Below are 16,699 nucleotides of genomic sequence, written 5' to 3' on the forward strand. Positions count from 1 at the left end.
GTGGTCAAACAGTTTGAGACGCCTGAAGGGGCGCGCTCGGCCGATTTGGATTTTAGCCTGGTGAGAAAAGACAGCCAGTTTCGCGTTCAGCAGGCGGAGAATGAAAAGCTGTTTGCTACCAACGACGCCGTGGCCCCGGTCTCTCAGGTGCTGGGCGACGTGGCGGAGAGCGGGGCCAGGCTGGCCCAGAAATTTCCCGGACTGACCACAGCAGCGACCCAGGCGTCACTGGCCATTACCGCGCTGGGGGCGGCTGCGGCCGTCAAGACCGGCGCGGACCTGCTGCTGGGTAAAGGCGGCGGTACGCTGACCAGGGCCGCCGGGGGCGTGCTGAAAGGCGCGGCCAGTAAAGTTGGGGCGCTGCTAAAGGGTCTCCCGCTTCTGGGGAGTGGTTTGATGGCCTTGCAAGGAGCTCAGGACTTTCCGCTCATACAGCTGCAGCGCGGCAAGGATAAGGAGGCTGAGGCACAGGCAGGCGGGCTGCCGCCCAGCCCGGTGCCCATGCCGTCTGTCGGCGCGCTGGATGTGCTGGACGAGATACGCCGCTGGCTGGCGGGAAGCCACACCACACCGAGGGAGGCGACATCGTCGGCGACGGCCCCGGCCGCCACCTCGGCTCCTGCCGTCAATGTCAGCGTCACGCTGTACGGGCGCGAGATTGCCACTGCCGTGGAGACGCGGCTGGCGCGTGACGGGAGACGACACTGATGGCGAATACGCTTTATCAATTGGCCGGGCAGCTGGGTGTCGATATGCTGCTGCCGGCGTCTTTCTGGGGTACCGCCTTCGATTGCCTTTACACCCGCGAGGTGCTGGCCCGCGATACGGTGGTGTATGAATACCCTTGGCGTGACGGCGCTGAGGTAGAAGACCACGGGCTGAAAGCACTGAACCTGCGCCTGTGCGCTATTCTGGGGCAACGGCTACCAGACGCGCCTCAAGGCATTTCTGGCAGCGCTGAAAGCCCCCAGCCCCGGTGAGCTACTTCACCCGGTGTATGGCTCACTGCCGCGTGTGCAGCTGCTGGAAGCGGGCGTCGAGCACGAGGTAAAGCCCCTTAACGCGGTGACCGTGGAGCTGGTGTTTGTCGAGGCCAGTACGGAGCAGGCCCTGTTTGCGCCGGTAAGCAGTGTGCCACGCACCGGTAGCTTGCTGGACAGTGTAACCGCTGGGCTGTCGGACGCACTGGCGACCATCCAGCGCGGCAATGGAGGTATCGCCCGCATCAGTAATCTGGTGGCCTCGGCGGAGTATGTGGTGCAGGCGCTGGCCGACGAGGTGCAGACCTCGCTGGGCCGCGTGATGAACTACCTTGATATGCCCACGGCGTTTGTCTCTGACCTGAAAGGGCTGCTGTCCGCTTTCAGTGACCGGTTGAATTTTAGCGAGGTGACGCGACTGTCGGACTGGCTGGCAGTGCGAAGTCAGGGCGAGCGGCTGGCCGGGTTTGCCGAACGGCGCATGACGGCGAACGCATCCCATAACCCGGACGGCGTTTTTGCCTCCACCCTGAACCGGGCCAGCATTATGCCGCAGGCCGACCGTGAGCTGATTAACCAGACCGTGCGCCTGGTGACGATAGCGGAATGGGTTGACGTGGCGCGGATATCTTTCAGGCGGAAGAGGCGACGCCGACGCTTTCCGGCAGCGATATTGAACGCCTGTGAAGAGGTGCGCGCGTTAATCGTCACCGCCATCGTGACCCAGCGCGCCGTGATGGACACCCGGCAGCGCACGGCACACCAGACCCACGACGTCACACCCGACGCCCGCAACGACAGCCGTCTTATCACTGCGCTGCATCTGCTGGCCTTTGAATGGTACGGCGAGGCCGCGCGCGCCAGCGAACTGGCCTGATTAAATCCCACCCTGCGCAACCCCAACGCGCTGCAACCCGGAGACCGTCTGTATGCCTTCGCCCGTTAACGCTACCGAGCGCATCGCCCTGCAGATTGGCGGGGTAGCCCATGATGACTGGCTGGACATTGAAGTGGACGCCGACCTGCTGACCCCGGAGGCGGGCTGGGCGTTCACCGTCGGGCTGAGTCAGGCCCGTCTGCCGCCGGAGGTTAGGGTGGGCGCACTGGCCAAATTGCGTGCCGGTGACGCGCTTATCATGACCGGTCAGATGGACGAACTGCGCCACGAGGTGGCGCGCGGGCAGCATACGCTGAGCGTCTATGGCCGCGATGCGGCTGCCGTGCTGGTTGACTGCTCGGCCCCGCTGTTTAGCGCCCAGGACATGAGCCTGCAGGAGGTGGTCACCCAGATAGTGCGGCCGCTGGGAATCACCTACATTCTCCTGCAGGCCACCTCGCCGCTGGCCGCCAAAAAGGTCAGCATTGACCCCGGCGATACCGCCTGGGGCGCGCTGCGCAAAGCGGTGGAAGCCAGCGGGCTGTGGCCCTGGGTGAGCGCCGACGGCACTCTGGTGGTGGGTGGCCCGGACTACAGCACCCCGCTTATAATGCGGCGCGACGGTCAGGGCAATAACCTGCTGCGCCTGGCGGTGAGTGACAATATCAGCAGCCGCTACTCTGAGGTCACGGTGCTGGCCCAGGGGCATGGCAGCGCACAGGCCGACGGCCGCCATGACTGCCGCAGTCAGGTAAAAGATGTGAGCGTCCCGGTCTACCGCCCCCTGGTGGCAGTGGTAGGCGATACGGATAGCGATGAGGAGGTGCATTTTCGCGCCCGCAAGCTGATGGCGGACGCCAGGCTTAACAGCCTGCTTATCACCACCGTGGTGCGCGGGCTGCATACCGCCGCCGGTCAGCTGTGGGCACCGGGCCAGCAGGTACGGATACACAGCGAGCCGCACGGCATTGACGACACTTTTTACCTGATGCACCGACGCTTTAGCGGCGGCCAGCCGCTGCAGACCCTGCTGACGCTGCGTGAGGATGGCGTCTGGTTGCCGGATTCGTTGTCGAACAGCAAGCGTCTGAGCAAGGTCAAGGGCGCGAAAGCCCTATGGCAAAGCTGGGAGCAGATAGATGGCTGACCTGATAACACACATCGACCAGCGTATTCGCCGTGCCCTGGGCGGCCTGCGTCTGGCCTACTGCGCGGTATTGAGCCGCGTGATGCCCACGGGCGGTGTCCAGACTGCCCAGGTCTCGGGGCTGGCCGGCGAGATTACGCCGGACGTGGAGCTGTTCCAGCACTACGGCCTGACCTCGGTGCTGCCGGCCGGCACCATGGCGGTGGTGTTGCCCGTGGGCGGCCGTACCCGCCACAGTATCGTGATTGCCACCGAACACAGCACCTACCGGCTGCAGGGGCTGGCAAACGGCGAGGTGGCGCTGTATACCGATGAAGGGGCCAGTATTACTTTGAAACGGCACAAAATCATTGCCGTGGAATGCGACGATTATCAGGTCACCTGCAAGCGTTTCCAGGTGAATGCCAAAGAGCGCGCCGGCTTTGAGATACCGATGCTGTCAGCCTCACAGGCACTGACGGCCGAGGGGCATATCCGCGGTCACGGTAGATGACCCTTAACGGCGGTGACGGCGCGGTGGCGCTCTTTGCGGGGGATATCGAGTATCAGGGAGGCACCCTGCGTAGTGCCGAGGTGGAAATCAACGGCATCCGGCAAAGCGGCCACAGGCATCCCACGCCTGCGGGGCTGTCCGACGGACCGGTTAACGGGTAAGATGGCATCGTATGTCTGACGACAATTAAAAAGGCGTTCGCATTGACTCTGCATTTTTAATTGTCGCGAGACAACCTCGCAACGCCCGCCACCCGGCCAGTTACCCCCTACGTGCGCGTCACTCCTCCGGTCCCGTCTCCTGCCTTACCCTGACGCCATGGACGCACTGATTGACAGCCTGACCGGCGATTACACCGGCACCCGCACCACTGACCTGCATAACGCGGTCTACCTGCGCCTGATGACGCCGCTTGGGCAGTATTGGGCTGACCCTGCAGCTGGGGTCGCGCCTGTATGAGCTGGCGCGGGCCAAGGACTCGGCCACCACCCTCCGACTGGCTCAATAATATGCCGAGCAGGCACTGCAACCGCTGCTGGCTGATAACCGCGCCCGTCGTATTGATATCAGGGTCAGCCGTCCGGCACAGGGCGACCTGCGGCTGCATATCGATGTCGAGGCCGCCAACGGCAATTTGCAGACCTTTACCCAACTGGTAAAGGTCATTTAAACGGGATATCCACATGGCGCACAGCACCCCCACCCATACCGAGATTGCCGATACGCTCTTGCGTGATATCCGCAACCAGTTGCCGGACGCCGATACCGGCCCCGACAGTGACTACGCGGTGCGTGCGAACGCCATTGCCAGTGCGCTGCAGGGGCTGTACCAGCACCAGATGTGGATAGTGCGGCAGATGTTTCCGGACACCGCCGACCATGACTATCTGGTGATGCACGCCCGCACACGCAACCTCACGCCGAAATCGGCCACCCCGGCCGGCTGCAATTGCGTCCCACAGGCCACCGTCAGCGCTACCAGACCACCGCGCCGGGCATGATAGACGCAACCGGCAGCCTGACCTTGCCCGCGCGAGCACTCGAAAGCGGTACCCAGGGCAATCTGGCGGACAATAAGCCGGGGACGCTGCTGATGGCACCTGAGGGTGTTGACAGCAAGGTGACACTTACCCGTATGGTCGGCGGCAGTGAGGCCGAATCCGACGCCGCCCTGCTGGCACGTCTGCTGGAGGTGATACGCCGTTCGCCTGCGGGCGGCAATCAATACGATTACCATCGCTGGGCGGTGTCCCTGCCCGGCGTCACCGAAGCCTATGTTTACCCGCTGCGCCGGGGCTACGGTACGGTGGATGTGGTGATAGTCACCCATAATGACTTACCCTCGCCTGAGACGATTAAGGCCGTGCAGCGCTACCTTGACGAGATGCGCCCGGTCACTGTGAAAGACTGCCTGGTACTGGCCCCCGAGGTGGTGAAAGCTGATATCACGTCCCGGGTCAGCCTGAGCAACCTGACGCTTGACGCGGCGCGCAAACAGATTACGAGCGCGCTCACCGACTACTTTAACCGTCTGGTGCCCGGAGAAGTGGCGGTCAGAACCCAGCTGGGGGCACTGATATCGGAGGTGGTCGGCGTGGTGGACTACCAGTTGCTTGCCCCGAAAACCAATGTAGTGCCGGTGGTGAACAAACAGACCGTGCAATGGATACGCGCAGCTGCTCAGTGCCCTGCTGCCACCGAAAAGCTATGCGCTGACCGGTGAGCGACTCGGTGTCGAACTGCAGGCCGAAGGGAAGAGCCTGGCACAGCTGGAAATCCGCGCAGGCGAAGTGGCAGACGGTATTACGCCCTTTATGGCTGTGGGGCTGCTGGCCGATTGGGAGCGAATGTTAAGTCTTTCCCCCGACAGCAGCATGACGCTACAGCAGCGCTGCCAGCAGGTACTTGCCAGGATTAACGCCACCGGCGGCCTGAGCCGGACATACTTTATTAATCTCGCCAAATCGCTGGGTTACCGCGTCACCATTGACGAGCCGGAGCCGTTCCTCGCTGGCAGCTCGGTGGCCGGGGAAAAGCTGTTGACCTTTGGCCAGAACCTGATTGAAGGCCTGTTTAAGGACCTGAAACCCGCGCGCACCCAGGAGTTTTTAACTAGGGAGAAGACGCGCCCATGAAGGACATTATCGCGCCGATTGACAGCGAGGACGGACTGTTTCATGACGGCGACCCGGCCGGCGACGTCAGGGGCACCGTGGTCTACGCCCAATGGCTGAACGCCATGCAGGGTGCGGTCATCGATACACAGACCGAGCAGAAAAATATTCTGGCGGCCGCCGGAATGCAGCCCAACCTGGCACAAAACAACCAGCTGGCCGAGGCTATCAAGGGGCTGATTCAACAATTGCAGGAAGAGAATAGCAGCCAGAGCCTGCTTAAGCGAAACAACGGTGCGGATATCCCGCATAAAACGGCGTTCGTGGCCAATCTGGGGCTGAAAGATATCGTTGAACGGGCACAAAACGCGCAGGATTATCTGGTGAAATCGGGCATCATTCATGACAAGGCAAATAATGTCCGTAATACGCAAAGACTTCGCTTTCAGGGAGAAGGTGCTCAGGGCAGTGATATCTATTTCTGGGAGTAGATAGGCCAATCCGCCTCCCTGAGGTTTCATGTCTGGTCAGGGGGACGAGATGGGGCATTTGAGTTTCATAACACCGGTGAGTTTCACGCTGGCGGTGGAGCGACATTTGGCGGCAATGTCACCATCTCATGGGGCGGTAAAACCTTGACTTTCCACGAAAACGGTGATGTGGCGGGTCCCATTTAGGGCGGGACATTGAGCGGCCATCTTCACAGGACCTTCGTCACGAAAGGCCGCCTGACAGGCATCGCCTGGACAGGCGGCATAGGCTATGATCGCCACACTTTTGGCGATGGTGGTGTCGGCGTTAAGGCAAATGCTTATATTACCACTACCGAATTCGCCGTTCGCTATTTTCAATTATTGGTTGGTGATACCTGGGTCAGTGTTGTTAACGATTAAAGAAAAATGCCATGCAAACATTAAGAAATTTTAAGCGCTACAAACCCGATGAAAATTCAGTGGTATTTAAGAAATTTGGCCTCTACACCAAACTGTTTTTGAAAGACGAAAACGGCAATGACTGGTACGACGCTCAAAAACTTTTTTCACCAGGGACATTAAAAATAGCGTATATCGAGAAAAACGGATTAATCAAAATGGCGGGCACATGCTGGTCCCCATTGATCTGTCCGTCACCGAGGTTAATGCGAGCATTTTGCAGACGGTCGACAAGGATACTCTCATTGAAGGGGAGTGGATGTATCGAGACGGAAAAATCCAGCCGCGAATTTACAGTGCTGAAGAATACCACGAAGCGGCAGCCATGCTGAAAGAAGAAAAGCAGCGACAGGCTGAGAACAAAATAGCCCCACTGGCACGTGCTGTTCGACTGGGTATATCAACGGATAAAGAAAAAGCAGTGCTAACAGAGTGGGAGACCTACAGTGTACTGCTTAACCGCGTGGATATCAGCGCTGCGCCGGATATCTACTTGCCTAAAACACCGAAATACCCTGCATAGACGTAATGTGTTTAATCACGAGGAAAAAAACAAATGAAAGATATTATTTCATCTGTCGAGACCACAGATGGCCTGTTTCACGATGGTGACCCGTCTACCAGTGCCGAGGGGACTGTGGTGTACGCCAAATGGCTGAATGCCATGCAGGGGGTGATGATTGATACCCAGACGGAGCATAAGAATATTCTGGCTGAGGTGGGCATGAAGCTCAATGGCAGCCGGTCGGCACAGTTACTGGCGGCGATTAAGGCTATTGCCGCCGCCTCATTATCTCACGCGGTCAGCAGCGTTTATCCCGTGGGCGTGGTTGTCTGGTTTGCCGAAAATAAAGATCCAAACACGTTATTTCCAGGGACGAAATGGGACTATATTGGTGAAAATAGGACTATCCGGCTGGCTAAAAAAGATGGTAGTGATGTAAAAAGCACGGGCGGCTCTGATACCGTAAAACTGACCATGGAAAACTCACCGCCACATGCTCATACCTTTAACGGTAGTACATGCAGCTTTGATCATGGCTCCAGGCGGATGAGTGATAGTGGTGAGCATACCCACAACTCTCTAGCAAAACCCAATATAACAAATATAAATACTGGATTAGTAGTGTAACAGTAACATAGATGGCATTTATTATCTCATGTTCATTTAGTCCTTATTGAATAAATGAAAACTGACAATAAGAGTTCGCCTGGCTTGGTGGAGCAATTGTTATGTAATGTAGGCATTGTACAGCATTCCTAACCGGGTTGTCAGGTTAAGCACCTTGATTCTCGCCATCTCTTGTATCTTGAAATTTAGTTAGCATAGTTACGAATAGATTTGGCAAGGTGTATGTAGTCTGATTCATCCCAGGGTTTATAGCCTGTAGAGAAGCTAATGACGCCTATACTGAGCCACTCATCTGAAACCCGAACAGTTGTCCGTACTCCATAACGTATTTGCAAGGATGGGTAATAATGAGTCTGCCAAATCCACTTTTTGTGGGAATTGATGTTTCTAAAGCGACACTGGACATTGCTGCCAGCAGTGATATTGCTCAGTTTACGGTCAGTAATGACTCTGACGGACGGTTTTGATGCTATTACTGATGAACTGAGAAAGTATCCGGTGGTGTTGGTTCTGATAGAGGCCACTGGTGGACTTGAAGCTGCCGTGGCCTGCTTGTTTCAGGCTGAAGGCTTTGACGTCGCGGTGGTCAATCCCAGACAGGCTCGTGACTTTGCCCGCACTATGGGCTATCTGGCAAAAACGGACCGTATTAATGCACGGGTGCTTGCACAAATGGCGGAGGTCACTAATCGACATCCAGGGCGGGAACGCTTTATCCGTGCCATGCTGGATGCGGAGCGTCAGGTTCTTGCTGCGATGGTAGTGCGCCGACGCCAGCTAACAGCGATGTTGATTGCTGAGCGTAACCGTCTTTATCCCGTTCATCCACAGAGCAGGAAAAGTATCAATATCATCATCAAAGCGCTGGAAGATGAGCTTGCCAGAATCGATGAAGATATGAACAACCACATCAGGAACCACTTCAAAGAGCTGGCTGCCAGACTGAGCAGTATTAAAGGGGTTGGTACGATGACGGTTGCAGCGTTGCTGGCGGAGGTTTCCGACCTGGGTAGCCTCTCGAGACGAGCCATCAGCGCGCTTGTAGGCGTTGCTCCCATAAACCGGGACTCGGGTACCATGCGGGGCCGGCGAACCATCTTTGGCGGAAGGGGCGGAGTCCGAACAGCGCTTTATATCGCCGCACTTGTCGCAACCCGCTTTAATCCGGTGATAAAAGCATTTTATACGCGGCTGCTTGCAGCGGGAAAAGCCAAAAAAGTCGCGCTGGTTGCCTGTATGCGTAAACTTCTGACTATCCTGAACACGATGCTCAGAAAGAACGAAGAGTGGGATGAATCGTACCATCACGTTTCTCTATAATTTTATCGTTCAAGACAGTTGCTTCTCTCCCTAGGGCCTGTTGATGATCAGCATGTTTCTTTGAATTTTAAATAAATATTGCTTTTAAAGTAATCAGAAATCCAGTAAATAAATTACTTAATTCAAGATATCCATAAGGAAAAAGTTTATTTTTTGTTCTAATTGTGAACAAAAATCCATCAGAACAGCTAAATCTAAACAGGCCCTAGATCCATAGTCTCAGATTGTTCTCTAGGGTTGTTTTGATGCGGTGCATGGCCGTTTCGGCTACTGCGCGCTAATGATACCCCGTTTTCTTCTTTCCAAACATAGTTACTACCATGGTGAGATCGATCAGGATGCGAATCCACTGCATTTACCCCTACGTTTCCGACGGTATCTACATGTTACAGGCGTAGCAATAATTGCTTTGACGATCAATTTCTGATTGTTGATCGGCAAAAATTATAGTAACGCATGAGTATTGCATTAATGAGTACACCAATCGTACCTTGGATGGGAGGAAAGCGGCGGCTGGCTAAACGTATTCTATCGTGCTTTCCTGAGCACAAATGCTACGTTGAACCATTTTGTGGGGGAGCGGCGCTGTTTTTCAGCAAGGAACCATCCAAAGTCGCAGTGCTGAACGATATCAATGGCGATTTGATAAACCTCTATCGGGTGGTTAAGTACCGCTTGGAGGAATTTATACGTCAGTTTAAGTGGGCTTTAAGCAGCAGGCAGCTGTTTGATTGGCTAAAAGAAACACCGCCATAAACGCTGACCGATATACAGCGAGCCGCACGGTTTTACTATCTCCAGCAACTCACATTTGGTGGCAAAGTGAGCGGGTAGAACTTTGGTACTTCCGCTGTGCGATCACAGGCATTGAACCTCCTTAAGAATAGAAGAACAGCTATCTCAGGCTCATCTACGTTTATCTCAGGCAACCATAGAGCATCTTGGGTGGCAAACTTGTATTGAAAAATATGATAGGCAACACACATTGTTCTACCTTGATCCACCTCTGGAAGACTCAAGGCTATAGCGTGGCGTTTGGCCTAAAACAATATGGCATCATTGATAGCCTGGCTCATTCAATAGCAGGAAGAATGGTTATTTCAGTTAATGATATCCTGGAAATGAGGAGTATCTTCAAAAACCCTCATATCGACGTTGTTGACCTAAAATACTCATTAGGCAACAACCGTCATAGTAGATGCGAGTTGATCATTCGCAATTTCGCCTGATTTTCTTTTTGCAAACAATTCTGGATTGTCCAAAATGGCCATTTTTTAGGGTTTATGGGAGTCCAGAATTGATTGCAAATTAGTCCAGAATTTATTACATCGCTACATAAGGGCAGCAGGTTTTCGCCACCTGAAGACCGAGCACGGCCCGATTTTGCAGCGCGAAGTCCTATGCGTAGGCAACTTCGGCCGCAGCCCGAGCCGTCAAGGTTAAAGGGGCAAGGGTGGCGTCAGCCAATTCACCAAGCCGATCGCCACCGCCGTCATCAGCAGCGAACCCAGCAGATTCAGCAGGATATTACCCACATCCCAGACCAACTGCCCGCCGGCCATCAAGGCCACGGCTTCAGCGGAAAAGGTGGAGAATGTGGTCAAACCGCCGCAAAAACCGGTGGTGATGTGAGCAGTAACTTCCAGGCGGGATCCAGCTGCGGCATGCGCGGGAAGAGCACAAGCGCTAAGCCGATGATAAATGCCCCCACCAAATTGACAAGCAGCGTGCCGGCGGGGAAGGGCAGAACCGAATGGATTAATTTGACGCTAACATACCAGCGCAGGACACTACCGATACCGCCGCCGATGAAGACAGCCGAAAATAAGGCAAACATAACAACCTTTCACAATAAGAGTGGGTAAAAACCCCGGAAAGGAAAACGTGACGCCACGTTCCCTAATACCTGCGGATGAACGTAGACATCATCAGCCAGAGCGGCGGTTATAAAGAGTAATTTCATCTCCTGGGGAAAGTATATCAGATTTTTTGGCGCGGGACAGCTGAGAGGGCGCGACGCAACAGGCGTAACGGGTGGCAACCTGTTACATATATCGCTTGTATTGCAACCGCATTAGCGGTACAAGACAGGGTATATTCATTCACCGCTGTAATTATCAGTCAGCGTAAAACCGGAAGGTGGTTATGGAAGGTTTAAGCATTACCAAATTGTTAGTCGTCGGCGCCCTGATTGTGCTGTTGTTCGGCACCAAGAAGCTGCGCTCGCTGGGCGGCGACTTGGGTGCGGCCATCAAAGGCTTCAAAAAAGCCATGAATGACGATTCAGTGCCGGCGCAGCAGACCCAGGCTGATGATGCAGCGCGCATCGCCGATCGCAAAGAATAATGCATCGCGGCAAAAAGGCGGACACCTGAGGCGTCCGCTTTTTTTGCCCGCCCGCCGGGAGATTATTTGACTTCTATCCCTTTAGCCTGCAAATCCGCGTGGTAGGACGAGCGTACGAAGGGCCCGCAGGCGGCGTGGGTGAAGCCCATCGCCAACGCTTCTTGTTTCATCTCATCAAATTCTTGCGGACTGACATAGCGCTTAACGGGCAGGTGATGGCGGCTGGGCTGCAAATACTGGCCCAGCGTCAACATGGTGACGCCATGACGACACAGGTCGCGCATCACATCAACGATTTCGGCGTTGGTTTCGCCCAATCCCACCATCAAACCGGATTTGGTCGGCAACTGCGGATTGGCGACTTTGAAGTTTTCCAGCAGCTTGAGCGACCAATGATAGTCGGCGCCGGGACGCACCTGACGATACAGACGCGGCACGTTTTCCAAATTATGGTTAAAGACATCGGGCGGCGCCGCGTTAATGATTTCCAGCGCGCGATCCATACGACCTCGGAAGTCGGGCACCAGCGTCTCGATGCGGATGTTAGGATTTTTGGCGCGGATGGCACTGATACAGTCGGCGAAATGCTGGGCGCCGCCATCGCGCAGGTCGTCGCGATCGACAGAGGTGACCACGACGTAGCGCAGCCCCATGTCGGCGATGGTTTGCGCCAGTTTCTCCGGCTCGTTGGCATCCGGGGTGACGGGACGGCCGTGCGCGACATCGCAGAAAGGGCAACGCCGGGTGCAGATGGCCCCCAGAATCATAAAGGTGGCGGTGCCGTGGTTAAAGCATTCCGCCAAATTAGGGCAGGAGGCTTCCTCGCACACCGAGTGCAGGCCGTTTTTACGCATTGCCACCTTGATGCCCTGAATACGGGTCGAGTCGGCGGGCAATTTGATTTTCATCCAGGAGGGCTTGCGCAAAATTTCCTGACGTTCCACCGCGACGGTTTTGATAGGGATTAACGCCATTTTATCAGCGTCACGGTATTTAACGCCGCGTTCCATCTGTATCGGTTTACTCATAATGGTGCAGGTCCAGTCCAGAAGTCGACAGCCTGAAAAGCAGATAAATCAGTCTGTTGCGTGAATTTTTGGCGAATATCAAAAAAATTTTAAAAATTATAACATGTTGTTCACAGCGGGTGAATGCAAAACGTGGCCTGAAGGCCAATACCTACCCGTGCAGCCCGTCTGCCGCGGCTCAGGTGCCATAATACGCCGGATCCCAGCCTTGAATCTCACCAGCGGAGGCCTTCATCAGCCGCAGGCATTCTGCAAGTAATACCGGCGCGACGTCGTCGATGCCGGTGCCGGGGGCTAAATCGCTCACCTGCGTCATGCGCAGGCCGGCATAGCCGCAGGGATTGATACGCAAAAAGGGCGAGAGATCCATGGCAACGTTCAGCGCCAGGCCGTGGAATGAGCAGCCTTTGCGGATACGTAAACCGAGCGAGCAGATCTTATCGGCACCGATGTAGACGCCCGGCGCGTCGGTGCGGGCATGGGCGCTAATTGAAAAGCACGCCAGGGTGGCGACGATCGTTTGCTCCAGCAGGGTGACAAGAGAACGCACGCCCAGCCGGCGACGACGCAGGTCCAGCAGGACATACATTACCTGCTGGCCCGGACCGTGGAAGGTCACCTGACCGCCGCGATCGCTTTGTACCACCGGGATAGCACCTGGCTGCAGCAGGTGCTCGGCTTTACCGGCCTGACCTTGAGTAAAGACCTGCGGATGCTGTACCAGCCAAATTTCATCAGCGCTGGCGGTGCTACGCGCATCGGTGAAGCGGTGCATCGCAAACGAGACCCGCTCATAGGGCTGCAGGCCAAGCTGGCGGATAACCAGGCTCTCTGACACGTTTATCTCCCGGCTTACAGCACCATACGCACAATATCGATTTTACCCAGCTCTTCGTACAGCGTTTCTACCTGCTCGATGTGGGTAGCAGTAATGGTAATGGAAACAGAATGGTAGTTTCCCTTGCTGCTGGGTTTAACCTGGGGGGAATAATCGCCCGGGGCATGGCGCTGCACAACTTCCACCACCTGATCGACCAACTCCGGTTGGGCGATGCCCATCACCTTATAGGTAAAAGGGCAGGGGAATTCGAGCAATTCATTGAGTTTAGTTTTCATAAGGGCTCCCGGTGACCGGCGTAAGCCTGCCGTAGTAACAACAGACGGCAGGCGCTCCCGCCGCGGCGGGAGCAGAAACAATAGGGGTATTATAGGGGTGCTGATTCGCCCCTGACAAGGGATGAAGGGATTAACCGAACCAATGGTGGAACATCAGCTTGACATGATCGACGATGCGGCTGAAGAAGTTGCCTTCTTTCACTTCATTCAGCACCACCAGCGGGCGCTGTTCAATGGTTTTGCCGTCCAGCTGAAAATTGATGGTGCCTACCCGCTGATTTTTCGCCAGCGGCGCATGCAATTCCTGATTGTCCAGCACATAGCTGGCCTTCAAATCCTTCATCCGGCCGCGCGGGATGGTCAGATAGGCATCGCTGTCCACGCCCAGTTTAACGCTGTCGGTATCGCCAAACCACACCGGCTCGGCGGCGAACTCTTTGCCGGCTTTCAGCGGCGCGACGGTTTCAAAGAAGCGGAAACCCCAGGTCATCAGCTTGCGGCTTTCGTTTTCCCGGCCTTTCATTGAATGTCCGCCGAGCACCGCTGAAATCAGCCGCATCTGGCCTTCGGTCGCCGAGGCCACCAGATTATAGCCCGCAGATTCGGTATGGCCGGTTTTGATGCCGTCGACGTTCAGATTGCTGTCCCATAACAGGCCGTTACGGTTCATCTGGCGAATGTTGTTGAAGGTGAATTCTTTTTCTTTATAGGTGGCGTACTCGTCCGGTACGTCGCGGATCAGCGCTTTACCGATCATCGCCATGTCACGGGCGGAGCTGAACTGTCCGGGGGCATCCAGGCCATGCACGGTTTCAAAATGGGTGTTTTGCAGCCCAAGGGCGCCGACATAATTGTTCATCAACCCCACAAACGCGTCCTGGCTGCCGGCGACGTAGTCCGCCATTGCCACGCAGGCGTCATTACCCGATTGGAGAATGATACCGCGGTTCAGCTGTGACACGGGTACCCGGTCGCCGGGCTTCAAAAACATCAGCGAGGAGCCTTTGAAAACCGGATTGCCGGTGGCCCAGGCATCTTTGTTGACCGTAACCACATCATTCGGGGTGATTTTGCCGGATTTGATCGCTTGGCCGATGACGTAACTGGTCATCATTTTGGTCAGGCTGGCGGGATCGCGGCGCACGTCGGCGTTCATTTCCGTCAGCACTTTACCGGAATTGTAATCGATGAGGATATAGGATTCGGCGTCGATCTGCGGTACGCCCGGAATCATGGTCTTCAGATTGACATCATCGGCAAAGCTTGTGGAAACAACGCCCATCACCAAAACGGTACTTAAGGCTAACCGACTGAATAAGAGAGGTGTAGTTACATTTTTCATGTCAGGACAACGGCATCCGTAGGGGTAAGTTAAAATCGTGCCACACTATACCAGATGTCAAAAAAGGCGGCATCAGGCAAAACGGCACCGCGTGCGGCTAAGGCAAATAATTTTGTTTCAGGGGTTTACACGGGGCGTGGGCACGTTGACAAACGGCCGGCGTCGCCAGGAAACGGCGCACTGGCCAAAAAGGCATTACGGCCGCTACTGCGCGGCAATAAAGGCAGACTGTTGCGCTTCGCTTTGCAACCGCTGCACCAAGGCTTGCGCCTGCTGACGGCTTTGGAACGGGCCCAATTGCACGCGGTATAAATTGCCGCTGGCCGCCACTCTGCCCGGCACAGCAGGTTCGGCGGGCTGTGTTTCCACCACGCGCCCAGGAAACCGCGGCGGCTGACTGGGGCTGGTGAGCAGCGTTGCGTCCTGTTGTGTGCCGGTCATTGCGCTCTCGGCCCCGCCTTCCTGGGAGGCCGCGGTTGCGCCAGTGCCGGACGTGAGCAGCGCGCCGTTACCGCCGGTATTGCCTCCGTTTGCGGGTTTTTCACGATGCTATAGCGTTTGCCGTTGACCGTGTAATCTTGCATATTGCCCGGATTATAGGGCTCATAGTGTGGTTCCACACCGCTGATCTCCACCACCGGCCCGGTATAGGCCTGCTGCCGGCGCCGACGGCTGCGTCTCTTGCTGGGTAGAACAGGCGCCGAGTAGCAACCCCATCATGCCGATAACGCATCTAAGCTTCTGCATTGCTCACCTCTATAAACTTTTGGACAACATTTTTCGATGAGTATGTATCGACATGACGATACCAAACCCCGCCATTAACACGATGAGCGCCGAACCGCCGTAGCTTACCAACGGCAGCGGCACGCCAACCACTGGTAAGATACCACTAACCATACCGATATTCACGAACACGTAAACGAACAAAATCAGCATCAAACCGCCGGCCATTACCCGGCCGAAGGTGTTCTGCGCCCGCGCGGCGATCACCAGACCGCGGATGATTAAGCCAAGATAAAGCGCCAGCAGCACCAACACGCCGATAAGCCCCAGCTCCTCACCCAGCACGGCAAAAATAAAGTCGGTATGGCGTTCCGGTAAGAATTCCAGCTGTGACTGGGTGCCGTGCAGCCAGCCTTTTCCCGACAGGCCGCCGGAGCCGATGGCGATTTTCGACTGGATGATATGATAGCCGGCGCCCAGGGGATCGGTTTCAGGATCGAGCAGCATCATCACCCGATCCCGCTGATAATCATGCATCAAAAAGAACCATAGCACGGGGATAAACGCCGCCACCAGCAGCGCGGCGATGGCGATCAGTTTCCAGCTCATTCCCGACAGGAACAGCACGAACAGGCCAGAGGCGGCAATAAGGATAGCGGTGCCCAAATCGGGCTGAACCGCCACCAGCAGCGTGGGCACAAAAATCAGCACCAGCGCGATAGTGGTATTTTTCAGCGACGGCGGGCAACTGTCGCGGTTGATAAAACGCGCGACCATCAGCGGCACGGCGATTTTGGCGATTTCCGAAGGCTGGAAGCGGATAATGCCCAGATCCAGCCAGCGTTGCGCACCTTTACTGATCTGGCCAAAGGCGTCCACCAGCACCAGCAGAAACACGCAGAAGATATACAGATACGGTGCCCAGGCCTCATAGACGCGAGGCGGCACCTGCGCCATCACCAGCATCACCAGTAGACCCATCACTATCTGGGCAATCTTACGCTCCATCATACCGACATCCTGGCCGCTGGCGCTCCACACCACCAGGGCACTGTACACCAGCAGCAGCGTAACGAAAAACAGCAGCATCACATCAATGTGCAGCTTGTTCCACAGGGAAGTTTGTTGCGGATTATCAGTCATGAT

21 protein-coding genes, 4 pseudogenes and 1 riboswitch are annotated in these 16,699 nt (G+C 55.9%); of the genes and pseudogenes, 17 read left to right on the forward strand and 8 right to left on the reverse strand.

The features are described from left to right. From SGP1_RS06920 to SGP1_RS06985, 16 genes and pseudogenes are all read left to right on the forward strand, one after another. Nucleotides 1-708 carry a hypothetical protein gene (locus tag SGP1_RS06920; RefSeq protein WP_041866732.1) on the forward strand — a complete coding sequence of 236 codons (708 nt, stop codon included), beginning with the start codon at nt 1-3 and terminating at the stop codon, nt 706-708. Between the two features lie 44 nt (nt 709-752). Beyond that, nucleotides 753-948 (forward strand): annotated as a pseudogene (locus SGP1_RS29295) (DNA circularization N-terminal domain-containing protein); the annotation flags it as partial. 45 nt (nt 949-993) lie between these two features. Continuing rightward, a complete protein-coding gene (locus SGP1_RS06930) occupies nt 994-1,857 on the forward strand; it encodes a hypothetical protein (RefSeq protein ID WP_041866734.1) in 864 nt (287 codons plus the stop codon). Nucleotides 1,858-1,909: 52 nt separating this feature from the next. Continuing rightward, the gene (locus tag SGP1_RS06935) at nt 1,910-3,004 is read left to right on the forward strand and encodes a phage baseplate assembly protein (protein ID WP_011410651.1); all 1,095 of its coding nucleotides are present in this window, start codon (nt 1,910-1,912) and stop codon (nt 3,002-3,004) included. Further along, nucleotides 2,997-3,497: a phage baseplate assembly protein V gene (locus SGP1_RS06940; protein ID WP_011410652.1), complete on the forward strand. Its 501-nt coding sequence runs from the start codon at nt 2,997-2,999 to the stop codon at nt 3,495-3,497. The genes SGP1_RS06935 and SGP1_RS06940 overlap by 8 nt, the downstream gene beginning before the upstream one ends. After that, on the forward strand, nt 3,494-3,658 hold the full coding sequence (locus SGP1_RS32930) for a hypothetical protein (protein ID WP_243466191.1): 165 nt from the start codon (nt 3,494-3,496) through the stop codon (nt 3,656-3,658). Before SGP1_RS06940 ends, SGP1_RS32930 begins: the two co-directional genes overlap by 4 nt. Before the next feature lie 157 nt (nt 3,659-3,815). After that, the gene (locus SGP1_RS35600; protein ID WP_341532846.1) at nt 3,816-3,956 is read left to right on the forward strand and encodes a hypothetical protein; all 141 of its coding nucleotides are present in this window, start codon (nt 3,816-3,818) and stop codon (nt 3,954-3,956) included. A 224-nt stretch (nt 3,957-4,180) separates the two neighbouring features. Further along, a complete protein-coding gene (locus SGP1_RS32935) occupies nt 4,181-4,498 on the forward strand; it encodes a hypothetical protein (RefSeq protein ID WP_243466192.1) in 318 nt (105 codons plus the stop codon). Further along, nucleotides 4,447-5,220, forward strand: a complete 774-nt coding sequence (locus tag SGP1_RS06950) for a baseplate J/gp47 family protein (RefSeq protein WP_243466193.1) — start codon at nt 4,447-4,449, stop codon at nt 5,218-5,220. The genes SGP1_RS32935 and SGP1_RS06950 overlap by 52 nt, the downstream gene beginning before the upstream one ends. A 16-nt stretch (nt 5,221-5,236) precedes the next feature. Then, nucleotides 5,237-5,632: a putative phage tail protein gene (locus tag SGP1_RS06955; protein ID WP_243466264.1), complete on the forward strand. Its 396-nt coding sequence runs from the start codon at nt 5,237-5,239 to the stop codon at nt 5,630-5,632. Next, nucleotides 5,629-6,102 (forward strand): hypothetical protein, encoded by a 474-nt coding sequence (locus tag SGP1_RS06960; protein ID WP_041866736.1) that lies wholly within the window; start codon nt 5,629-5,631, stop codon nt 6,100-6,102. Before SGP1_RS06955 ends, SGP1_RS06960 begins: the two co-directional genes overlap by 4 nt. 195 nt (nt 6,103-6,297) lie before the next feature. Continuing rightward, nucleotides 6,298-6,504: a hypothetical protein gene (locus SGP1_RS06965; RefSeq protein ID WP_041866737.1), complete on the forward strand. Its 207-nt coding sequence runs from the start codon at nt 6,298-6,300 to the stop codon at nt 6,502-6,504. 208 nt (nt 6,505-6,712) lie between these two features. Then, nucleotides 6,713-7,066: a tail fiber assembly protein gene (locus tag SGP1_RS25530; RefSeq protein ID WP_050747483.1), complete on the forward strand. Its 354-nt coding sequence runs from the start codon at nt 6,713-6,715 to the stop codon at nt 7,064-7,066. Nucleotides 7,067-7,099: 33 nt separating this feature from the next. Then, on the forward strand, nt 7,100-7,675 hold the full coding sequence (locus SGP1_RS23630; RefSeq protein WP_050747484.1) for a phage baseplate protein: 576 nt from the start codon (nt 7,100-7,102) through the stop codon (nt 7,673-7,675). 347 nt (nt 7,676-8,022) lie between these two features. Then, nucleotides 8,023-8,995: pseudogene (locus SGP1_RS06980) on the forward strand (IS110 family transposase). A 462-nt stretch (nt 8,996-9,457) separates the two neighbouring features. Next, nucleotides 9,458-10,224 (forward strand): annotated as a pseudogene (locus tag SGP1_RS06985) (DNA adenine methylase). 210 nt (nt 10,225-10,434) lie between these two features. Here SGP1_RS06985 and crcB read toward each other — a convergent pair. Continuing rightward, a pseudogene (crcB, locus tag SGP1_RS06990) lies at nt 10,435-10,832 on the reverse strand (fluoride efflux transporter CrcB). A gap of 75 nt (nt 10,833-10,907) precedes the next feature. Next, nucleotides 10,908-10,971: riboswitch (Fluoride riboswitch) on the reverse strand. 169 nt (nt 10,972-11,140) lie between these two features. Here crcB and tatE point away from each other — a divergent pair. Beyond that, complete coding sequence (tatE, locus tag SGP1_RS06995; protein ID WP_041866738.1) at nt 11,141-11,341, forward strand: twin-arginine translocase subunit TatE; 201 nt, start codon at nt 11,141-11,143, stop codon at nt 11,339-11,341. Nucleotides 11,342-11,403: 62 nt separating this feature from the next. On the opposite strand, the gene lipA is transcribed toward tatE, so the two are convergent. From lipA to mrdB, 7 genes are all read right to left on the reverse strand, one after another. After that, nucleotides 11,404-12,369 carry a lipoyl synthase gene (gene lipA / locus SGP1_RS07000; RefSeq protein ID WP_011410655.1) on the reverse strand — a complete coding sequence of 322 codons (966 nt, stop codon included), beginning with the start codon at nt 12,367-12,369 and terminating at the stop codon, nt 11,404-11,406. A 178-nt stretch (nt 12,370-12,547) separates the two neighbouring features. After that, a complete protein-coding gene (lipB, locus tag SGP1_RS07005) occupies nt 12,548-13,144 on the reverse strand; it encodes a lipoyl(octanoyl) transferase LipB (protein ID WP_424141157.1) in 597 nt (198 codons plus the stop codon). 77 nt (nt 13,145-13,221) lie between these two features. Then, entirely contained in the window at nt 13,222-13,485 is a 264-nt protein-coding gene (gene ybeD, locus SGP1_RS07010) for a DUF493 family protein YbeD (RefSeq protein WP_011410657.1), read from the reverse strand. 130 nt (nt 13,486-13,615) lie between these two features. Further along, the gene (gene dacA, locus SGP1_RS07015; protein WP_011410658.1) at nt 13,616-14,827 is read right to left on the reverse strand and encodes a D-alanyl-D-alanine carboxypeptidase DacA; all 1,212 of its coding nucleotides are present in this window, start codon (nt 14,825-14,827) and stop codon (nt 13,616-13,618) included. Between the two features lie 204 nt (nt 14,828-15,031). Beyond that, on the reverse strand, nt 15,032-15,268 hold the full coding sequence (locus SGP1_RS36215; protein ID WP_041866739.1) for an SPOR domain-containing protein: 237 nt from the start codon (nt 15,266-15,268) through the stop codon (nt 15,032-15,034). Continuing rightward, complete coding sequence (locus SGP1_RS35605) at nt 15,265-15,447, reverse strand: hypothetical protein (RefSeq protein ID WP_158302352.1); 183 nt, start codon at nt 15,445-15,447, stop codon at nt 15,265-15,267. Before SGP1_RS35605 ends, SGP1_RS36215 begins: the two co-directional genes overlap by 4 nt. 136 nt (nt 15,448-15,583) lie before the next feature. Beyond that, nucleotides 15,584-16,696, reverse strand: a complete 1,113-nt coding sequence (gene mrdB / locus SGP1_RS07030; RefSeq protein WP_011410659.1) for a peptidoglycan glycosyltransferase MrdB — start codon at nt 16,694-16,696, stop codon at nt 15,584-15,586. Nucleotides 16,697-16,699: the final 3 nt, after the last annotated feature.

The sequence above is a fragment of the Sodalis glossinidius str. 'morsitans' genome, assembly GCF_000010085.1.
Taxonomy (GTDB): Bacteria; Pseudomonadota; Gammaproteobacteria; order Enterobacterales; family Enterobacteriaceae; genus Sodalis; species Sodalis glossinidius.